Source organism: Streptomyces sp. NPDC001530 (assembly GCF_042894545.1).
GTDB lineage: Bacteria > Actinomycetota > Actinomycetes > Streptomycetales > Streptomycetaceae > Streptomyces.
The window spans coordinates 258,292-277,073 of record NZ_JBIAVS010000005.1; the positions used below are offsets into that span (position 1 = coordinate 258,292).

The window sequence follows — 18,782 nt, forward strand, 5'->3', positions numbered from 1 at the left end:
GAAGAGAATCTGAGGAGAATCGTGGCCGAGACCACCGTTGAGCAGCCGGTCGAAGAGACTGAGCTCGTCGACATCGACCAGTACACCACCGAGTCCGAGGTCCCCGTCGAGGGCGAGTACACCTCGGAGTCCCTGGCGTCCCGCTTCGGCGAGCCCCAGCCGGCCGCCGGCCTGGGCCGTCGCAAGAACGCCATCGCCCGCGTCCGGATCGTCCCGGGCACCGGCAAGTGGAAGATCAACGGGCGTACGCTCGAGGACTACTTCCCGAACAAGGTGCACCAGCAGGAAGTCAACGAGCCCTTCAAGGTGCTCGAGCTCGACGGCCGCTACGACGTCATCGCCCGCATCTCGGGTGGCGGCGTCTCCGGCCAGGCCGGTGCCCTGCGCCTCGGTGTCGCCCGTGCGCTGAACGAGGCGGACGTCGACAACAACCGCGGCGCCCTGAAGAAGGCCGGCTTCCTCAAGCGCGACGACCGTGCGGTCGAGCGCAAGAAGGCCGGTCTCAAGAAGGCCCGCAAGGCTCCGCAGTACAGCAAGCGTTAATCTTCGCTGCCTGCTCGTACGCGTAGTCGTAGTACGCGTAGTAGTCCGAACGCCCCGGCGGCACGCCACAGTGCCGCCGGGGCGTTCGTTTATCACAGCCCATGGGCGTATAACGGCACAAGGTGCTCAAAGGCCCGTGTGATCGGATGACTTCCGAACTCTGAAGCTTCCTCAGGAGGACAAGTGGGACGACTCTTCGGCACGGACGGCGTGCGCGGTGTCGCCAACGCGGATCTGACGGCCGAGCTCGCGCTCGGGCTCTCCGTGGCGGCGGCGCACGTACTGGCCGAGGCGGGCACGTTCGAGGGCCACCGGCCGGTCGCGGTGGTCGGGCGGGACCCGCGCGCGTCCGGGGAGTTCCTGGAGGCCGCCGTGGTCGCGGGCCTGGCCAGCGCGGGCGTGGACGTCCTGCGCGTCGGTGTGCTGCCCACCCCCGCGGTGGCGTACCTCACCGGGGCGCTGGGCGCCGACCTCGGCGTGATGCTCTCCGCCAGCCACAACGCCATGCCCGACAACGGCATCAAGTTCTTCGCCCGCGGCGGCCACAAGCTCGCCGACGAGCTGGAGGACCGGATCGAGGGCGTCTACGAGGAGCACCGCACCGGCGCTCCCTGGGACCGGCCCACCGGTGCCGGGGTCGGCCGCGTGCGCTCCTACGGCGAGGGGTTCGACCAGTACGTCGCTCACCTCATCGGCGTACTCCCGAACCGCCTCGACGGTGTGAAGGTCGTCCTCGACGAGGCGCACGGTGCCGCCGCCCGGGTGTCGCCCGAGGCCTTCGCGCGCGCCGGCGCCGAGATCATCACGATCGGCGCGGAGCCGGACGGGCTCAACATCAACGACGGCTGCGGCTCCACCCACCTGGCCAAACTCCAGGCCGCCGTCCTCGAGCACGGCGCCGACCTCGGTATCGCGCACGACGGCGACGCCGATCGCTGCCTCGCCGTGGACCACACGGGCGCCGAGGTGGACGGCGACCAGATCCTGGCCGTCATCGCGCTGGCGATGCGGGAGCGTTCCGCACTGCGCGCCGACACCGTTGTCGCGACGGTCATGTCCAACCTGGGCTTCAAGCTCGCCATGGAGCGCGAGGGGCTCTCCCTCGTCCAGACCGCGGTCGGCGACCGCTATGTCCTGGAGGAGATGAAGGAGCACGGGTACGCGCTCGGCGGCGAGCAGTCCGGGCACGTCATCGTCCTCGACCACGCCACCACCGGCGACGGCACGCTGACCGGTCTGCTCCTCGCGGCCCGGGTCGCCCAGACGGGCCGTACGCTCCAGGACCTCGCCTCGGTCATGGAGCGGCTGCCTCAGGTGCTCATCAACGTGCCCGACGTCGACAAGTCGCGGGTGAAGACCTCCGCCGAGCTGGCCGCCGCGGTGGCCGACGCCGAGCGCGAACTCGGCTCCACCGGGCGGGTGTTGCTCCGCCCCTCGGGGACCGAGCCGCTCGTACGGGTCATGGTCGAGGCCGCCGACATCGACCACGCGCGGTCGGTGGCCGGACGGCTCGCCGACGCGGTCAAGTCGGCGCTCGGCTAGAAGCGGCTCAGTGCGGCGGTGCGTTCACGCTGTCGGCCCCAGAGCCACTTCTGGGCCAGCAGCGTGAGCGTGCCGGCCAGCACGATGCCCAGCAGGTTCAGCAGCAGCTGCTCGGTGGAGCCCCATGCCTGGTGGTACTCGGTGTAGCTGAAGGCGACGGCGGCGTTCGCGGCGGCCGGGACCGTGGTCACCGAGATGGCGACGCCCACCAGGGCGCCCGACTTGGCGGACGTCAGGGACAGGGTGCCCGCGCAGCCGGCGAGGACGGCTACGACGAACGAGAACCAGTCGGGCCGGTAGATGAAGTTGGTGTTGGGGCGCTCGGCGTCCAGTTGTGTCTCGCTGAACAGGCCGACCGCGTCCATGAAGTAGCTGAAGGCCACCGTCACCAGCATCGCGATGGCGAAGCCCACGAGCAGCGCGGTCAGTGAGCGCCACGCGAGCCGCGGGGCGCGCCGCACCAGGGCCGTGCAGAACCCGGCGAGCGGCCCGAACTCCGGTCCCACCGCCATCGCGCCCACGATCAGGATCGCGTTGTCGAGGACCACACCGCAGGCCGCGATCATCGTGGCCAGCGTGATGAACGCGACGTAGGTGACCGAGAGCGTGGATTCCTCGTGCGTCGCGTCCGCCAGGTGCTCCCACAGCACCGCGTCGGCGCCCTCGCCCGGCGCCTCCTCCTCCGCCTTCTCGGCCCGCTTCGACAGCGACAGATCGATGTTCTCCACGGCGATCGAACCGGTCTCGTCGATCCCCAGCTCTTGTAGCCCGGTGAGGAGTTCGTCCCCGGCCTCCCGGGCGACATCGCACAGGACGACATCGCCCACGGGGTTGCGGGCGGCGCCCGGCAGCACGGCCAAGTGCGTGGTGCCGACCGTCCGCTCGATCAGGCGTACGACGTCGTCGGTACGGTCGGCGGGGGTGATCAGGCGCAGATGCAGCATGGGCGCAGCGTAGTGGTCAGAGTTTGCGCAGGCTCAGGCGCTGCACCTTGTGGTCCGGGCCCTTGCGCAGGACCAGGGTCGCGCGGCCGCGTGTGGGCGCCACGTTCTGCAGCAAATTGGGCTTGTTGATGGTCCGCCAGGTCGTGCGGGCGTAGTCGAGCGCCTCTTCCTCGGAGACCTGGGTGTACTTGCGGAAGTACGAGTCGGGCTTCTGGAAGGCGGTCTGGCGGAGCTTCTTGAACCGGTTGAGGTACCAGCGCTCGATGTCCTCGGGCCGGGCGTCGACGTACACACTGAAGTCGAAGTAGTCCGCGAGGCCGACGCGGGTGCGGCCGTCCTTGCCGGGCAGGGCCGGCTGCAGCACGTTCAGGCCTTCGACGATCAGGATGTCGGGGCGCCGGACCGTGAGCTTCTGGCCGGGCACGATGTCGTAGATGAGGTGCGAGTAGACGGGGGCGGTGACCTCGTCCTTGCCCGCCTTGATGTCGGCGACGAAGCGGGTCAGGGCGCGCCGGTCGTACGACTCGGGGAAACCCTTCCGCGACATCAGCCCGCGCGCCTCCAGCTCCTTCGTGGGGAGCAGGAAGCCGTCCGTGGTGACCAGCTCGACGCGCGGGTGCTCGGGCCAGCGGGAGAGCAGGGCCTGCAGGAGCCGGGCGACGGTGGACTTGCCGACGGCCACGGAACCGGCGACTCCTATGACGAACGGGGTGCCCGCCTGGGAGCCCTTCTCGCCGAGGAAGGTGTTCAGCGCCCCTCTGAGGCCGTCCGTGGCACCGACGTACAGATTCAGCAGTCTGGACAGCGGCAGATAGATGTCCCGGACCTCGTCGAGGTCGATGACATCGCCCAGACCGCGCAGCTTCTCCACCTCCTCCGCGTTCAGCGGGAGCGGCGTCTTTTCGCGCAGCGCGCTCCACTCGGCACGGGTGAGGTCGACGTAGGGAGTCGCCTCCGGCCTGGACCGGTGGGCGCTCCGCGGCAACGAGGAGACCGGAGAGATCACAGTCCATTGTTACGGGAGTATGGACGGGATGGAGGGTGGGGTCCGTCACGCGGGGTCACCCGGGGGCCGCGCGCGAGGCCCGGCGGCCGGTGCGAAAGGCGGCTGGAATTTCCGATATCGGGCACGGGATGCCGGGTTCGGACGGCCGCGGGACCGTACGCTGCCGCCATGTGCGGAATCGTGGGATACGTGGGGTCGCAGTCGGCGCTTGATGTGGTGATGGCCGGACTGAAGCGGCTGGAGTACCGGGGATACGACTCGGCGGGCGTCGCCATGCTCGCGGACGGCGGGCTCGCCGCCGCGAAGAAGGCCGGCAAGCTGGTCAACCTGGAGAAGGAGCTGGTCGACCGGCCGCTGCCGACCGGCACGACGGGCATCGGGCACACACGCTGGGCCACCCACGGGGGGCCCACGGATGCGAACGCGCATCCGCATCTGGACAACGCGGGCCGGGTCGCCGTCGTCCACAACGGCATCATCGAGAACTTCGCCCTGCTGCGCGCCGAGTTGGCCGAGCGGGGCCACGAGCTGGCCTCCGAGACGGACACCGAGGTCGTCGCGCATCTGCTCGCCGAGGAGTTCTCGTCCTGCGCGGACCTGGCGGAGGCGATGCGGCTGGTGTGCCGGCGGCTGGAGGGCGCGTTCACGCTGGTCGCGGTGCACGCGGACGAGCCGGACGTGGTGGTCGGAGCGCGACGGAACTCGCCGCTCGTGGTGGGCGTTGGAGAGGGCGAGGCCTTTCTCGCCTCGGACGTCGCCGCGTTCATCGCCCATACGCGGTCGGCGATCGAGCTGGGTCAGGACCAGGTGGTGGAGCTGCGCCGGGACGGCGTGACGGTCACCGGCTTCGACGGCCGCCCCGCCGACGTGCGCTCGTACCACGTCGACTGGGACGCCTCCGCGGCCGAAAAGGGGGGTTATGACTACTTCATGCTCAAGGAGATCGCCGAGCAGCCCAAGGCTGTCGCCGATACGCTCCTCGGCCGCATCGACGCGTCCGGCTCGCTGACGCTCGACGAGGTGCGGATCCCGGCCGCCGTCCTGCGAGAGGTCGACAAGGTCGTCATCATCGCCTGCGGTACGGCGTTCCACGCCGGGCTGATCGCCAAGTACGCCATCGAGCACTGGACACGGATCCCGTGCGAGGTGGAGCTGGCGAGCGAGTTCCGCTACCGGGACCCCATTCTGGATCCCCGTACGCTCGTCATCGCCATCTCGCAGTCCGGCGAGACCATGGACACGCTGATGGCGCTGCGGCACGCCCGCGAGCAGGGCTCCAAGGTGCTTGCGATCTGCAACACGAACGGATCGACGATCCCGCGCGAGTCGGACGCGGTGCTGTACACGCATGCCGGTCCCGAGGTCGCCGTCGCCTCGACCAAGGCGTTCCTCACCCAGCTGGTCGCCTGCTATCTGGTCGCGCTGTACCTGGGCCAGGTCCGCGGCACCAAGTGGGGCGACGAGATCCAGGCCGTCATCCGCGAGCTGTCCCGGATCTCCCGCGAGGTCGAGCGGGTCCTGGAGACCATGGAGCCGGTACGGGAGCTGGCGCGCTCCCTCGCCGACAAGAACACCGTGCTGTTCTTGGGGCGGCATGTGGGCTACCCGGTCGCGCTCGAGGGGGCTTTGAAGCTCAAGGAGCTGGCGTACATGCATGCTGAGGGCTTCGCGGCGGGCGAGCTGAAGCACGGGCCGATCGCGCTGATCGACGAGGACCTGCCGGTGGTGGTCGTGGTGCCGTCGCCGCGCGGCCGCTCGGTCCTGCACGACAAGATCGTGTCCAACATCCAGGAGATCCGGGCCCGGGGTGCGCGCACGATCGTCATCGCGGAGGAGGGCGACGAGGCGGTCGTGCCGTACGCCGACCATCTGATCCGCATCCCCGCGACGCCCACCCTCCTCCAGCCGCTGGTGTCGACGGTCCCCCTGCAGGTGTTCGCCTGCGAGCTGGCGACGGCTCGGGGGAACGAGGTGGATCAGCCGAGGAACCTGGCGAAGTCGGTGACGGTGGAGTGAGCGGGAGGGGGCGCGCGGCTGCCGGTGCCGTGCCGGTGGTGGCAGCGGCACGCGCTGCCTTGTGGAGCGGACCCCCGTGCCCGGCCCCTTAGGGTGCGAGGCATGAGCATCATCGGGGTCGGTATCGACGTGGCCGAGATCGATCGGTTCCGGGCATCGCTGGAGCGCACGCCCGGGCTGGCCGAACGGGTCTTCCTGGAAGAGGAGTTGTACCTGCCGAGCGGCGAGCGCCGGGGCATCGCGTCGCTGGCCGCGCGCTTCGCCGCGAAGGAGGCGCTCGCCAAGGCGCTCGGCGCTCCCGCGGGCCTCCACTGGACCGACGCCGAGGTCTATGTGGAGGACAGCGGCCAGCCGCGGCTGCGGGTCAAGGGCACGGTGGCGGCCCGGGCGGCCGAACTGGGCGTGCGGTCGTGGCATGTGTCGCTGAGTCATGACGCGGGGGTGGCTTCGGCGGTGGTGGTGGCGGAGGGGTAGTTCGGCCGGCTCGGCCGGGGGTGACGCCGGGGACGACGCCAGGGGCCTTCCTGGGCTTCGCGTGCATGGCGGGGTGTTGGTGCGTTTCGAGCGGGCGCCGGGTGGCGGTGCGTTTCGAGCGCACGGTGGGTGGCGGTTGGTTCGGACGCATGGCGGGTGTCGGTTCGTTCGAGCGGGCGGCGGGTGCGGTTGGTTCGGGCGCGCGGGGGGTGTCGGTGCGTTTCGGGCGGGCGCCGGGCTTCGGTTCGATTGAGCGGGCGCCAGGCGGGGTTCGTTCGGGCGGGCGGCCGGTGTCGGTTCGTTCGAGCGCACGCCGGGCCTTGGTACGGGAGACTCGGCGGTATGCGTACTGCGTACAGCGTGGAGACCGTAAGAACCGCCGAGCGGGAGCTGATGGCGCGGCTTCCCGAGGGAGCGTTGATGCAGCGCGCGGCCGCCGGACTGGCCGCGGCCTGCGCGGAGTTGCTGGGCCGGGTGTACGGCAGCCGGGTCGTGCTGCTGGTGGGGAGTGGGGACAACGGTGGCGACGCCCTCTACGCGGGGGCGCGCCTCGCCCGCCGCGGCGCGGGCGTCACCGCGGTGCTGCTCGTCCCCGAACGGACGCATGCCGGAGGCCTGGCCGCGCTGCGGCGGGCCGGGGGCACCTCAGTCGCGCCCGGCGCCGCCGAACCACTCATCCGGCGCGCCGACCTCGTCGTCGACGGCATCGTCGGGATCGGCGGCAAGGGCGGACTGCGGCCCGACGCCGCGCCGCTGGCCGAGCTCGCCCGTGAATCCCGCGCGGCCGTGGTCGCCGTCGATCTGCCGAGCGGCATCGAGGCGGACACCGGAGAGGTCCTCGGCGCGGCGGTCCGCGCCGATCTGACGGTGACCTTCGGGACGCACAAACCGGGGCTGCTCATCGATCCGGGGCGCGAGTACGCCGGTTCCGTACGCCTCGTCGACATCGGCCTCGAGCTGCCCGCCGAGGCCGAGCTGGAGGCCCTGCAGCACGCGGATGTCGCCGCGCGGCTGCCTTTGCCGGGGGCCGCGAGCGACAAGTACCGGCGCGGTGTCGTCGGGATCGCCGCCGGGTCCGCGCGCTATCCCGGGGCGGCGGTGCTCGCCGTGTCCGGTGCGCTGCGGGGCGGGGCGGGGGCGGTGCGGTACGTCGGGCCCGCCGCGGACGCGGTGATCGCGAGCTTCCCGGAGACTCTCGTCTCCGACCGGGGGCCCAGGCGGGCCGGGCGGGTGCAGGCGTGGGTCGTGGGGCCCGGGGCCGGGGACGACGCGTCGGCGGTCGCGGAGGTGCTGGAGGCGGAGGTGCCGGTGCTGGTGGACGCGGACGGGTTGCGGCTCGCGGACCGGGGCGCCGTGCGGGCCCGTCGTGCGCCCACGTTGATGACCCCGCACGCGGGGGAGGCGGCCGCGCTGCTCGGGGTGTCGCGTGAGGCTGTGGAGGGGGCTCGGCTCGCTTCCGTGCGGGAGCTTGCGGGGGTGTATGGGGCGACGGTGTTGCTCAAGGGGGCGACGACGTTGGTGGCTGATCCCGGGGGTGGGGCCGTGCGGGTGAATCCGACGGGGACGGCTTGGCTGGCCACCGCGGGGAGCGGTGACGTGCTCTCGGGGCTGGCCGGGTCGTTGCTCGCGGCAGGGTTGTCCGCGTTGGAGGCGGGGAGCGTCGCCGCGTATCTCCACGGTCTCGCGGGGCGCTTCGCGGCGGACGGGGCGCCCGCCGGGGCCCACGACGTCGCGTCCGCGATCCCGGACGCTTGGCGCGACGTACGCGACTGACCGCGGGGAGGACTCTCTTCGCCCCTCCGCCCCTACCCGTCCCGAACTGGGGGGTGCCACCCCCAGACCCCGCTTATCGGCCTTGACGGCCTCGTCCTCAAACGCCGGACGGGCTGAAACCCCCTCCGGGGGCGAAGAACCCTCCCCAGAACGGGGGACCCGGCCCGCGCGGCTCACCCGGATTCGTGGCGCCGTTGCGTATGGCTGATCGCATGATGATCAGACGAATGACGGGCCGGAGCACGGCCGTGGTGCTCGCGTTGCTGGCCGTTTTGCCCGTGTTGCCCGGTGAGAGTGCGCTGGCGGACAGCGGACCCCCCGTTCCCCGGCCCGGGAGTCTGGTGCCGGGCGTGGTGACGGGGTCGTATCAGCCGTGGCAGATGGATACGCCGGATCAGATGCTTCCGCCGAGGGTGTACACGCCGACCAGCGAAGAGGACGCCATCGAGCCGCGCAGCGCCTCCGTCCCCACGGACACACTCATTGAGTACGTACCGATCTTCGACGCCGCTGCCGGTGCCACCGTGACGTGCAGCAAACGGACGGGCCCCTATCAACGGCAGGTCGAGCGGTGGTTGAAGCTGAAGGTGGACGGAAAGCAGTCCGCCGCCGACTGCCGTGCCATCCGCGCGTTTCAGACGCGGTACAAGATCAAGCCGAACAGCGGCTTCGCCGGACCGGTCACCTGGGCCTATATGCAACTGCTCTCGGCGAAGAAGAACCCGAACGCGGCAGGGAAGTGCCCTGTCCGGACCTCTCGGATCGCCTGTGTGGATCTGGGCCGTCAGCTCACCTGGGTGCAGAAGGGGAAGAAGGTGCTGTGGGGGCCGGTGCCGATGCGCAGCGGGCGGGCCGGATACCGGACGCGTACCGGCTGGTTCAAGATCTACTGGAAGCACAAGAACCACTGGTCGACGCTCTACAACAGCCCCATGCCGTACAGCCAGTTCTTCAGCGGCGGACAGGCCTTCCACGCCATCTACGGCAGCGTCTACGACCCCAACGGCTCCTGGGGCTGCGTCAATCTGGGACTTTCCGACGCCCGCAAACTGTGGAGCGTCCTGAAGACGGGCGATCGGGTGTACGTGTGGGGCCGCAGGCCGGGCACCTGACGTGACACCGCCGCCAGCTGGTCGCACGGCCGGCCGCCGGATCGCCGGGCGGCCCCTTCCGGTACCGGCGCCGGGGGGCTGTCAGACCCCTCTGAGACACTGGGGGCGCGATGAACGAGACAGCACCCCTGCGCGCCCGCGCCGAGATCGACCTGGCAGCCCTGCGGGCCAACGTGCGGACCCTGCGCGCCCACGCGCCGTCCGCGGCCCTGATGGCCGTGGTCAAGTCCGACGCGTATGGCCACGGGGCGGTGCCGTGTGCCCGCGCGGCGCGCGAGGCGGGCGCCACCTGGCTCGGCACCGCCACCCCCGAGGAGGCTCTCGCCCTGCGCGCGGCCGGACTCGACGGGCGGATCATGTGCTGGCTCTGGGCGCCCGGCGGGCCCTGGAAGCAGGCCATCGAGGCCGATCTCGACGTGTCGGTGAGCGGGATGTGGGCGCTGCGGGAGGTCGCGGCGGCGGCCCGGGAGATCGGCGCGCCCGCCCGCGTCCAGCTCAAGGCCGACACCGGCCTCGGGCGCAACGGCTGTCAGCCCGCCGACTGGCCCGAGCTGGTCGGGGAGGCGCTGCGCGCCGAGGGCGAGGGGCTCATCAAGGTCACCGGTCTCTGGTCGCACTTCGCCTGTGCCGACGAGCCCGGACACCCCTCCATCCAGGCCCAACTCACCCGTTTCCGCGAGATGCTGACGTACGCCGAGGAGCGGGACGTCCGCCCCGAGGTGCGGCACATCGCCAACTCGCCCGCCACGCTGACCGTCCCCGAGAGCCACTTCGACCTCGTACGCACCGGGATCGCGATCTACGGGATTTCGCCGAGCCCGGAGCTCGGCACCCCGGCCGACTTCGGGCTGCGTCCGGTGATGACGCTGAGCGCGTCACTCGCGCTGGTGAAGCGCGCTCCGGGGGGCCACGGCGTCAGCTACGGCCATCACTACACGACGCCCGGCGACACGACCCTCGGCCTCGTGCCCGTCGGCTACGCGGACGGCATCCCGCGGCACGCCTCCGGCACCGGCCCGGTGCTGGTCGGCGACAAGTGGCGGACGGTCGCGGGCCGGGTCGCGATGGACCAGTTCGTCGTCGACCTCGGCGGGGACGAGCCGGAGCCCGGCGCGGAGGCCGTCCTGTTCGGTCCTGGCGACCGCGGCGAGCCGACCGCCGAGGACTGGGCCCGGGCGGCGGGCACGATCGCATACGAAATCGTTACCCGGATCGGAACCCGCGTCCCCCGCGTCTACGTGAATGTGAATGAGGAACGAGACGGGTAGCACCCCCTGACGGAGCAGCACCCGGTGGCGAGCGAAGAACGAAGAGGAGCGGGACGTGAGCGAGAGAAGCGCGGAGGCCGTCACGAGTGCGGCCTCGGCGGCCGCCGCCTCCGCCGGGAACTGGCGCAAGGCCGGTGTCGTGGGCGCCGCGATAGGCGTCGTCGCGGCGGGCGCGGCCGCCGGAGTGGCCATAGAGCGGCTCACGGTCGGCCGCGGCATGCGCCAGAAGGCCCGCCTCGCCCTCGACTCGGCGGGCCCGTACGGCTCACTGCGCGGCACCCCCGGCAAGGCGTACGCCGATGACGGCACCGAGCTGTACTACGAGGTCGACGATGCCCAGCCGGAGGCCCCGCTCGCCCCGCGCCGCCGCCGGCTCTTCGGCCGCAAGGCCCCGGCCCCCGTCACCGTCGTCTTCAGCCACGGCTACTGCCTCAACCAGGACTCCTGGCACTTCCAGCGCGCCGCGCTGCGCGGTGTGGTGCGCACCGTGCACTGGGACCAGCGCAGCCACGGGCGGTCCGGGCGGGGCGCGGCCCAGACCGAGGACGGGACGCCGGTCACCATCGACCAGCTCGGCAGCGACCTGAAGGCCGTCATCGACGCGGCCGTGCCCGAGGGCCCGATCGTGCTGGTCGGGCACTCCATGGGCGGCATGACCGTCATGGCCCTCGCCGACCAGTACCCCGAGCTGATCCGCGACCGGGTCGTCGCCGTCGCCCTCGTCGGTACGTCGTCGGGGCGGCTCGGCGAGGTCAACTTCGGGCTGCCCGTCGCGGGCGTCAACGCGGTGCGGCGCGTGCTGCCCGGTGTGCTGAAGGCGCTCGGTCAGCAGGCCGCCCTGGTGGAGCGGGGACGGCGGGCCACGGCCGACCTGTTCGCCGGCGTCATCAAGCGGTACTCGTTCGCCGGCCGGGACGTCGACCCCGCGGTCGAGCGGTTCGCCGAGCGGATGATCGAGAGCACGCCGATCGACGTGGTCGCCGAGTTCTATCCGGCGTTCACCGATCACGACAAGACCGCGGCGCTCACCCACTTCGCGGACCTGCCCGTCCTCGTGCTCGCCGGGGTCAAGGACCTGGTGACCCCGAGCGAGCACAGCGAGGCGATCGCCGACCTGCTGCCGGACGCCGAGCTGGTGCTCGTCCCCGACGCCGGACACCTGGTCATGCTGGAGCACCCCGAGGTCGTCATAGACCGTCTTGCCGACCTCCTCATGCGCGCGGGAGCCGTCCCGGCAGGGGCTACCGTGGGTGCCTATGGAAGCACCAGTAGCACCGCACAACCCGGCTGAGTCCGCGCAGGACGGCGTCAGCGTGCAGATCACCGTCAACTCCCCCGAACAGATGCAGGAGTTGGGCCGCCGCCTCGCCAAGCTGCTGCGCGCGGGCGACCTCGTGATGCTGAACGGAGAGCTCGGCGCGGGCAAGACCACGCTCACCCGCGGGCTCGGCGAGGGGCTCGGCGTGCGCGGCGCGGTCACCTCCCCGACCTTCGTCATCGCCCGTGTGCACCCCTCCCTCGGGGACGGTCCGCCGCTCGTCCACGTGGACGCGTACCGCCTCGGCGGCGGGCTCGACGAGATGGAGGACCTCGACCTCGACGTCTCGCTCCCCGACTCGGTGATCGTCGTGGAATGGGGCGCGGGCAAGGTCGAGGAACTGGCCGACGACCGGCTGCACGTCGTCATCCACCGGGCGGTCGGCGACACCACGGACGAGGTACGGCATGTGACGGTCATCGGTCTGGGCGAGCGCTGGACGCCGGTGGATCTGAGCGTGCTCGCGGCCTGACCAGGCCGTTTCCGCGCGTACTCGCGGCCTGACCAGGCCGCTTTCCCACCCTCGGCAGAACTCCCGTTCGTATATTTGCCCAACGTTCCGACAACACGTCGGCAAGATATTGCGTTCGGCGTCCCGGCCGTGGTCACATGGACATCAGTCCGTAGTTAGGTCTACCTAACCACGCTTGCCCCCGAAGCCCCAGGAGGCGTCCATGTCGGCTTCAGAACGTGACGTGCCGGCGGCGCAGCCGCGCGTGGTGGCCGGGGTGTCGATGCGGGAACTGCTGGCGTCGTGTGCCGCGGCCGAGGCGGTGTCGAGGCCACCGCGCGAGCCCGCGCCGCGCACGACGGAGCCCATGGAGGTACGGCGCCAGGAGGCGGCGTAACCGCTACTGGATGACGACGATCTTCACGCCGATCGTCGCGAACTCCCACATCGCGTTGCCGTCCGCGCGGGACTCGCGGATGCCGCCGAGCTTCTTCGAGGAGTCCGGCGCGGCCGTCGAGCCGTTCACCGCCGCGCTGAAGCCGATCGCCACGCCGTCGACCAGCGTGAACCGTACGACGTGCTCGATCTGCACCCCGTCCGATCCGGTGACCGCACGGTTGCGCGACGTGACCGCGTAGGTGCCGGCGGCCGGGTCGACCGTGCCCGGGGTGACCTTGAAGGTGCGCTGGACCTTGTTGCTCGCGTCGACCAGCCACACGCGGTCGCCGTCGGTCGAGTAGACGACCCGCTCACCGGTGCCGGACTGGGCGGGCAGTGCCGCCGGGTTCTTCTTGTCCCTGGGCGTCTTCGACACGGAGGCCTTGGGCGACGCGCTCGTGTGCGGCTTGCCCAGGGTGTCCGGCACGTTCGCGGACGCCTGGTAGGCGAGGAAGCTGACTGCGGCGATCGCCGCCACGGTGAGCCCGGCCACGAATCCCGAGCTGCTCCTAGCCACCTTGTGTGCCCACCTCTCGTACCGCGCAAGTCCTTGCTGTGACGGTAGCAGCAGGGAAGCGCGAGACCTGGGCGGCCGTACGTCCGGCTCGGGCGCCGTACGCTGTTTGCGTGCTCTTGCTCGCTCTGGATACCGCCACCCCCGCCGTGACCGTCGCCCTGCACGACGGCACGTCCGTCATCGCCTCGTCGAGCCAGGTGGACGCGCGTCGGCACGGGGAACTGCTGCTGCCCGCCGTCGACCGCGTCCTCGCCGAGGCGGATACGCGACTCGACGCCATCACCGGCATCGTCGTCGGCGTCGGCCCCGGTCCGTACACGGGCCTGCGCGTCGGCCTCATGACCGCCGACACCTTCGGGCTCGCGCTCGGCGTGCCCGTACACGGCCTGTGTACCCTCGACGCGCTCGCGTACGCGGCCGACGTCGAGGGTCCCTTCGTCGTCGCGACGGACGCCCGGCGCAAGGAGGTCTACTGGGCGCGGTACGCCGACCGCCGTACGCGCGTGTCGGAGCCCGCCGTGGACCGGCCCGGCGACCTGGACCTCGACGGCCTGCCCGCCGTCGGCGCGGGCGCGCTGCTCTACCCCGACACCTTCCCGGACGCCCGCGCGCCCGAGCACGTCTCGGCGGCCGCACTGGCCTCCCTGGCCGCGGAGAAGCTCGCCGCCGGCGAGGAGCTGGAGGCCCCCCGGCCGCTCTATCTGCGCCGCCCGGACGCCCAGGTGCCCAAGAACTACAAGGTGGTCACCCCCAAGTGACGACCGAGCTGCGCGAGATGCGCTGGTGGGACATCGATCCCGTACTGGAGCTGGAGAAGGACCTCTTCCCCGAGGACGCCTGGTCACGGGGGATGTTCTGGTCCGAGCTGGCCCATTCCCGCGGGACGGAGGCGACCCGACGGTATGTCGTCGCCGTCGAGGGCGACCGGCTCGTCGGGTACGCGGGACTCGCCGCCTCCGGCGACCTGGGCGATGTACAGACCATCGCCGTCACCCGTGACCAGTGGGGCACCGGGCTCGGCGCGCGGCTGCTCACCGAGCTGCTGCGGGCCGCGACCGCGTTCGAGTGCGCCGAGGTCATGCTCGAGTGCCGCGTGGACAACGTCCGCGCGCAGAAGCTGTACGAGCGCTTCGGCTTCGAGCCCATCGGCTTCCGACGCGGCTACTACCAGCCGGGGAACGTCGACGCCCTGGTGATGCGCCTCCACACCGCGTCCGACAGCGGCACCGCCCCGGGCTCGACCTCCGTACCAGGAACACCAGGAACACAAGGAACCGAGATCAATGGCTGACGAACCGCTCGTCCTCGGCATCGAGACCTCCTGCGACGAGACCGGCGTCGGCATCGTCCGCGGCACCACCCTGCTCGCGGACGCGGTCGCCTCCAGCGTCGACGAGCACGCGCGCTTCGGCGGGGTCGTGCCCGAGGTCGCCTCCCGCGCCCACCTGGAGGCGATGGTGCCGACCATCGACCGGGCGCTGAAGGAGGCGGGGGTGAGCGCCCGCGATCTCGACGGCATCGCGGTCACCGCCGGGCCCGGGCTCGCCGGCGCGCTGCTCGTCGGGGTCTCGGCCGCGAAGGCGTACGCGTACGCGCTGGGCAAGCCGCTGTACGGCGTCAACCACCTCGCCTCCCACATCTGCGTGGACCAGCTGGAGCACGGGGCGCTGCCGGAGCCCACGATGGCCCTGCTCGTCTCCGGCGGCCACTCGTCCCTGCTGCTCTCGACGGACATCACCTCCGATGTACGTCCCATGGGCGCGACCATCGACGACGCGGCCGGCGAGGCCTTCGACAAGATCGCACGCGTGCTGAACCTCGGCTTCCCGGGCGGTCCGGTCATCGACCGGTACGCGACGGAGGGCGACCCCAAGGCCATTGCCTTCCCGCGCGGGCTCACCGGGCCGCGCGACCCGGCGTACGACTTCTCCTTCTCCGGTCTGAAGACCTCCGTGGCCCGTTGGATCGAGGCCAAGCGGGCGGCGGGGGAGGAGGTGCCGGTGCGGGATGTGGCCGCGTCCTTCCAGGAGGCCGTGGTGGACGTGCTGACGAGGAAGGCCGTACGGGCCTGTCGCGACCAGGGCGTCGACCACCTCATGATCGGCGGTGGCGTGGCCGCCAACTCCCGGCTGCGCGCGCTCGCCCAGGAGCGCTGCGAGGCCGCCGGGATCCGGCTGCGGGTGCCGCGGCCGAAGCTGTGCACGGACAACGGCGCGATGGTGGCCGCGCTGGGCGCGGAGATGGTGGCGCGGAACCGGGCCGCCTCCGACTGGGACCTGTCGGCGGACTCGTCGCTGCCGGTGACGGACCCGCACGTACCGGGGCAGTCCCATGCGCATGATCACGTGCATGAGGTCTCGAAGGAGAACCTGTACTCGTGACCGTCGCGCTGATGTGGGAGGCGCGGGCCGTCGCCGGGCGGGGCGAGGAGCTGCTCGCCTGGGTGCGGGCGCAGGAGCTGGCGGCCTCGCCGCTGCGCCGGGAGACCTTGCGGGCGCCCCAGGACCGGGTGCTCGTCATCACCTGGTGGGATGCGGCGTACGACGCCGAGCTGCCCGAACTGCCCGAGCCGGACGGGGAGTTGGTGACCCGGGCGGTGCACCGGTGGCGGTTCGAGTCGGTGGCCTGAGGGCGGTTCGAGGCGGGGTCCTGACGGGGTTCGATTCGGTGTCCTGACGGCGGTTCGAGGCGGGGTCCTGACGGCTGGCACCTCGGTCTCCTGACGCGTCCATTTCCGGCCGGGCTTCCCGTCGACCTCGGTTTTCCGGAAGACTCCTGCAAAGTTTCGCTGGTGCCGAGGGGAACGCTGGGGGAGTCTTGGACACGTCGACGGAGGTGGGCGCAGTGGCCCGGGAGAGCATCAAGAACAAGGTGACGATCACCGAGATCGCCCGGCAGGCCGGGGTCTCGGTGCCCACCGTGTCGCGTGTCGTCAACGGCCGCTCCGACGTGTCGCCGGAGACCCGGGCCCGGGTCGAGGACCTGCTGCGGCACCACGGCTACCAGCGCAAATCGTCCGCGCCGGGGGACCGGGCCGCCCTCATCGACCTGGTCTTCAACGACCTCGACAGCCCCTGGGCCGTGGAGATCATCCGAGGAGTCGAGGAGGTCGCGCACGCCGCCGGTGTGGGCACGGTGGTCTCCGCGATCCATGGCGCCTCGGGCTCGGCCCGGCAGTGGATGACCAATCTGCGCGCCCGGGCCTCCGACGGTGTCATCCTGGTGACCTCGGTCCTCGAACCCCGGCTGCACGAGGAGCTCAGGCGCCTCGGCGTGCCGCTCGTCGTCATCGATCCGGCGGGGTCGCCGTCCCTGGACGCGCCCACCGTCGGCGCCACCAACTGGGCGGGCGGCATGGCCGCGACGGAACATCTGCTGGGCCTCGGCCACCGCCGGATCGGTTTCATCGCCGGGCCGGTGCGGCTGCTGTGCTCGCGGGCCCGCCTCGACGGCTACCGGGCCGCGCTGGAGGGCGCGGACATCGCGGTCGACGACGCCCTGATCGTGCCCGGCGACTTCTACCACGAGTCCGGCTTCGACGGCTGCAACACCCTGCTCGACCTGGACGAACCGCCGACCGCCCTGTTCGCGGCCAGCGACCAGATGGCACTCGGCGCGATCGAGGCGCTGCGTCGGCGTGGCCTGCGGGTTCCGGAGGACATGAGTGTCGTCGGCTTCGACGACCTTCCGGAGGTGCGGTGGTCGGCTCCGCCGCTGACGACGGTGCGGCAGCCGCTTGCCGACATGGGCAAGCTGGCCACCCGTACGGTGCTGCGGCTCGCCGTGGGCGAGGAGCCCGCCTCTCCCCGGGTGGAGCTTGCCACCGAGCTGGTGGTGAGGGCCAGTACGGCCCTGCGGGCCGATTAAGGCAGTTCATTCACTGCGGGCCGGTGGGGGCTGGTCGCGCCGTTCCCCGCGCCCCTTACGGGGCGCGGCCGGCCACGAACCACCCGCAGCCGAAGAACCCCCGATATTTGTCAGGAGCGTTGACATACCCGTCCCACGCCCGTAATTTCCGTGCGCACTCGACCGATAATTTTCGGCACTCTTCCGGAAGGTGCGCGATGCGAGCGTTGGGCAACACCTCTCCTCTCTCCCGCCGAGGTTTCCTGGCGGCTTCCGCGGCGGCCGGTCTGGGGGCGGCCACACTGACCGCGTGTGGTTCCTCCGGCAGCGGAAACAGCTCGGGCAAGACCACGATCGAGTGGTGGAACATCACCACCACCCAGCCCGCGAAGAAGCTGTGGGCCCAGCGCGCCAAGGAGTTCGAGGCCGCGCACCCCGACGTGAAGATCAAGATCGTGACGCTGGAGAACGAGGCGTACAAGTCGAAGATGACCGCGCAGATCGCCTCGGGCAAGCTGCCGGACATCTTCCACACCTGGGGCGGCGGCGTCCTCAAGCAGCAGCTCGACGCGGGACTGGTCGAGGACCTGACGGACCGGGTCGCCTCGTGGACCGGCAACTACGTACCCGCCTCGATGGCGGCCTACAAGTTCGACGACAAGCTGTACGCCGTCCCCTTCGACATCGGCGCGGTCGGCTTCTGGTACAACAAGGCGCTCTTCAAGAAGGCCGGCATCACCGCACCGCCCACCACCTGGTCCGGCTACCTCGACGCCATCAGGGCCCTCAAGAAGGCGGGCATCACGCCCATCGCCCTGGCCGGCAAGGAGAAGTGGCCCGGCATGTACTACTGGGCGTACCTCTCGATGCGCGTCGCCGGTCTCGACGCGATGCAGAAGGCCTCCGACGACGCCGACTTCACCGGCGACGACTTCGTCAAGGCCGGCCAGCACCTCAAGGACCTCGTCGCGCTCCAGCCCTTCCAGAAGGGGTTCCTCGGCGGGGCCTACTCCGACCCCAACGGTGAGGCGGCCCTGATGGGCAACGGCAAGGCGGCCATGGAGCTGATGGGTCAGTGGGCGCCGATCGTCGAGGCCGACTCCGGCAAGGGCATCGGCAAGGACCTCGGCTTCTTCTCCTTCCCCGCGGTCGAGGGCGGAAAGGGCGCGCTCACCGAGGTGTTCGGCGGAGGCGGCGGCCACGCGCTGCGCAAGGGTGCGCCGCAGGAGGCGCTGGACTTCCTGAAGTTCTTCGCGGAGAAGGAGTTCGCGGAGAAACTCATCAAGGAGACCGGCCTGATACCCGTGTCCAAGGACACGGCCAGCGCGCTCACCGACCCCAACCTCACCGCCGTCTCCGAGATGCTGACCAAGGCCACCGGCTTCCAGCTCTACCTCGACCAGGCGTACGCCCCCGCCGTCGGCCAGGAGATCAACGACAGCGTCGCCGCGCTCATCGCGGGCTCCAAGTCGCCCGAGCAGGTGACGCGTTCGGTCACCCAGGTCGCCAAGAGCGAGAAGAGCTAGCGCCGCCG

19 protein-coding genes are annotated in these 18,782 nt (G+C 71.2%); 16 read left to right on the forward strand and 3 right to left on the reverse strand.

The window, feature by feature from the left end:
- Positions 1-21 precede the first annotated feature (21 nt).
- Together rpsI and glmM are read left to right on the forward strand one after the other, a co-directional pair.
- Positions 22-543, forward strand: coding sequence for a 30S ribosomal protein S9 (gene rpsI, locus ACFY0T_RS11855; protein ID WP_369248599.1), 522 nt, complete (start codon positions 22-24; stop codon positions 541-543).
- 183 nt (positions 544-726) lie between these two features.
- Positions 727-2,085, forward strand: a complete 1,359-nt coding sequence (gene glmM / locus ACFY0T_RS11860; protein WP_388867714.1) for a phosphoglucosamine mutase — start codon at positions 727-729, stop codon at positions 2,083-2,085.
- On the opposite strand, the gene ACFY0T_RS11865 is transcribed toward glmM, so the two are convergent.
- Together ACFY0T_RS11865 and coaA are read right to left on the reverse strand one after the other, a co-directional pair.
- The gene (locus tag ACFY0T_RS11865; RefSeq protein ID WP_388867717.1) at positions 2,082-3,029 is read right to left on the reverse strand and encodes a DUF389 domain-containing protein; all 948 of its coding nucleotides are present in this window, start codon (positions 3,027-3,029) and stop codon (positions 2,082-2,084) included. The two genes, glmM and ACFY0T_RS11865, sit on opposite strands and share 4 nt — an antisense overlap.
- A gap of 16 nt (positions 3,030-3,045) precedes the next feature.
- On the reverse strand, positions 3,046-4,035 hold the full coding sequence (gene coaA, locus ACFY0T_RS11870) for a type I pantothenate kinase (RefSeq protein ID WP_388867720.1): 990 nt from the start codon (positions 4,033-4,035) through the stop codon (positions 3,046-3,048).
- Between the two features lie 168 nt (positions 4,036-4,203).
- Here coaA and glmS point away from each other — a divergent pair, with 168 nt between their 5' ends.
- The 8 genes from glmS (at position 4,204) to ACFY0T_RS11910 (ending at position 12,844) form a co-directional block, all read left to right on the forward strand.
- Complete coding sequence (gene glmS, locus ACFY0T_RS11875) at positions 4,204-6,051, forward strand: glutamine--fructose-6-phosphate transaminase (isomerizing) (protein WP_388867722.1); 1,848 nt, start codon at positions 4,204-4,206, stop codon at positions 6,049-6,051.
- A 102-nt stretch (positions 6,052-6,153) separates the two neighbouring features.
- Positions 6,154-6,525, forward strand: a complete 372-nt coding sequence (locus tag ACFY0T_RS11880; RefSeq protein ID WP_388867724.1) for a holo-ACP synthase — start codon at positions 6,154-6,156, stop codon at positions 6,523-6,525.
- A gap of 342 nt (positions 6,526-6,867) precedes the next feature.
- Entirely contained in the window at positions 6,868-8,298 is a 1,431-nt protein-coding gene (locus tag ACFY0T_RS11885; protein WP_388867727.1) for an NAD(P)H-hydrate dehydratase, read from the forward strand.
- Positions 8,299-8,525: 227 nt separating this feature from the next.
- Positions 8,526-9,410, forward strand: a complete 885-nt coding sequence (locus tag ACFY0T_RS11890) for a L,D-transpeptidase family protein (RefSeq protein ID WP_388867729.1) — start codon at positions 8,526-8,528, stop codon at positions 9,408-9,410.
- Between the two features lie 110 nt (positions 9,411-9,520).
- The gene (alr, locus tag ACFY0T_RS11895) at positions 9,521-10,678 is read left to right on the forward strand and encodes an alanine racemase (RefSeq protein WP_388867732.1); all 1,158 of its coding nucleotides are present in this window, start codon (positions 9,521-9,523) and stop codon (positions 10,676-10,678) included.
- A 55-nt stretch (positions 10,679-10,733) separates the two neighbouring features.
- The gene (locus tag ACFY0T_RS11900) at positions 10,734-11,969 is read left to right on the forward strand and encodes an alpha/beta fold hydrolase (protein WP_388867735.1); all 1,236 of its coding nucleotides are present in this window, start codon (positions 10,734-10,736) and stop codon (positions 11,967-11,969) included.
- A complete protein-coding gene (tsaE, locus tag ACFY0T_RS11905) occupies positions 11,935-12,468 on the forward strand; it encodes a tRNA (adenosine(37)-N6)-threonylcarbamoyltransferase complex ATPase subunit type 1 TsaE (protein ID WP_388867738.1) in 534 nt (177 codons plus the stop codon). The genes ACFY0T_RS11900 and tsaE overlap by 35 nt, the downstream gene beginning before the upstream one ends.
- 202 nt (positions 12,469-12,670) lie before the next feature.
- Complete coding sequence (locus ACFY0T_RS11910) at positions 12,671-12,844, forward strand: hypothetical protein (protein ID WP_388867741.1); 174 nt, start codon at positions 12,671-12,673, stop codon at positions 12,842-12,844.
- 3 nt (positions 12,845-12,847) lie between these two features.
- Here ACFY0T_RS11910 and ACFY0T_RS11915 read toward each other — a convergent pair whose 3' ends face one another.
- Positions 12,848-13,402 carry a hypothetical protein gene (locus ACFY0T_RS11915; protein ID WP_388867744.1) on the reverse strand — a complete coding sequence of 185 codons (555 nt, stop codon included), beginning with the start codon at positions 13,400-13,402 and terminating at the stop codon, positions 12,848-12,850.
- Between the two features lie 110 nt (positions 13,403-13,512).
- Here ACFY0T_RS11915 and tsaB point away from each other — a divergent pair, with 110 nt between their 5' ends.
- The 6 genes from tsaB (at position 13,513) to ACFY0T_RS11945 (ending at position 18,774) form a co-directional block, all read left to right on the forward strand.
- Positions 13,513-14,160: a tRNA (adenosine(37)-N6)-threonylcarbamoyltransferase complex dimerization subunit type 1 TsaB gene (tsaB, locus tag ACFY0T_RS11920; RefSeq protein ID WP_388867747.1), complete on the forward strand. Its 648-nt coding sequence runs from the start codon at positions 13,513-13,515 to the stop codon at positions 14,158-14,160.
- Between the two features lie 17 nt (positions 14,161-14,177).
- Entirely contained in the window at positions 14,178-14,693 is a 516-nt protein-coding gene (rimI, locus tag ACFY0T_RS11925; RefSeq protein WP_388868278.1) for a ribosomal protein S18-alanine N-acetyltransferase, read from the forward strand.
- Complete coding sequence (gene tsaD / locus ACFY0T_RS11930; protein WP_388867750.1) at positions 14,686-15,783, forward strand: tRNA (adenosine(37)-N6)-threonylcarbamoyltransferase complex transferase subunit TsaD; 1,098 nt, start codon at positions 14,686-14,688, stop codon at positions 15,781-15,783. The genes rimI and tsaD overlap by 8 nt, the downstream gene beginning before the upstream one ends.
- Entirely contained in the window at positions 15,780-16,031 is a 252-nt protein-coding gene (locus ACFY0T_RS11935) for a hypothetical protein (RefSeq protein WP_388867753.1), read from the forward strand. Before tsaD ends, ACFY0T_RS11935 begins: the two co-directional genes overlap by 4 nt.
- Positions 16,032-16,219: 188 nt before the next feature.
- Positions 16,220-17,269 carry a LacI family DNA-binding transcriptional regulator gene (locus ACFY0T_RS11940; RefSeq protein WP_388867756.1) on the forward strand — a complete coding sequence of 350 codons (1,050 nt, stop codon included), beginning with the start codon at positions 16,220-16,222 and terminating at the stop codon, positions 17,267-17,269.
- Between the two features lie 197 nt (positions 17,270-17,466).
- Positions 17,467-18,774, forward strand: coding sequence for an extracellular solute-binding protein (locus ACFY0T_RS11945; RefSeq protein ID WP_388867759.1), 1,308 nt, complete (start codon positions 17,467-17,469; stop codon positions 18,772-18,774).
- Positions 18,775-18,782: the final 8 nt, after the last annotated feature.

Bases quoted from the DNA above. Each gene is read 5' to 3' on its own strand.
- ACFY0T_RS11865 (WP_388867717.1), bottom strand. From the start codon at position 3,029: ATGCTGCATCTGCGCCTGATCACCCCCGCCGACCGTACCGACGACGTC.
- glmS (WP_388867722.1), top strand. From the start codon at position 4,204: ATGTGCGGAATCGTGGGATACGTGGGGTCGCAGTCGGCGCTTGATGTG.
- ACFY0T_RS11880 (WP_388867724.1), top strand. From the start codon at position 6,154: ATGAGCATCATCGGGGTCGGTATCGACGTGGCCGAGATCGATCGGTTC.
- ACFY0T_RS11885 (WP_388867727.1), top strand. From the start codon at position 6,868: ATGCGTACTGCGTACAGCGTGGAGACCGTAAGAACCGCCGAGCGGGAG.
- ACFY0T_RS11890 (WP_388867729.1), top strand. From the start codon at position 8,526: ATGACGGGCCGGAGCACGGCCGTGGTGCTCGCGTTGCTGGCCGTTTTG.
- alr (WP_388867732.1), top strand. From the start codon at position 9,521: ATGAACGAGACAGCACCCCTGCGCGCCCGCGCCGAGATCGACCTGGCA.
- tsaE (WP_388867738.1), top strand. From the start codon at position 11,935: ATGGAAGCACCAGTAGCACCGCACAACCCGGCTGAGTCCGCGCAGGAC.
- ACFY0T_RS11910 (WP_388867741.1), top strand. From the start codon at position 12,671: ATGTCGGCTTCAGAACGTGACGTGCCGGCGGCGCAGCCGCGCGTGGTG.
- rimI (WP_388868278.1), top strand. From the start codon at position 14,178: ATGCGCTGGTGGGACATCGATCCCGTACTGGAGCTGGAGAAGGACCTC.
- tsaD (WP_388867750.1), top strand. From the start codon at position 14,686: ATGGCTGACGAACCGCTCGTCCTCGGCATCGAGACCTCCTGCGACGAG.
- ACFY0T_RS11945 (WP_388867759.1), top strand. From the start codon at position 17,467: ATGCGAGCGTTGGGCAACACCTCTCCTCTCTCCCGCCGAGGTTTCCTG.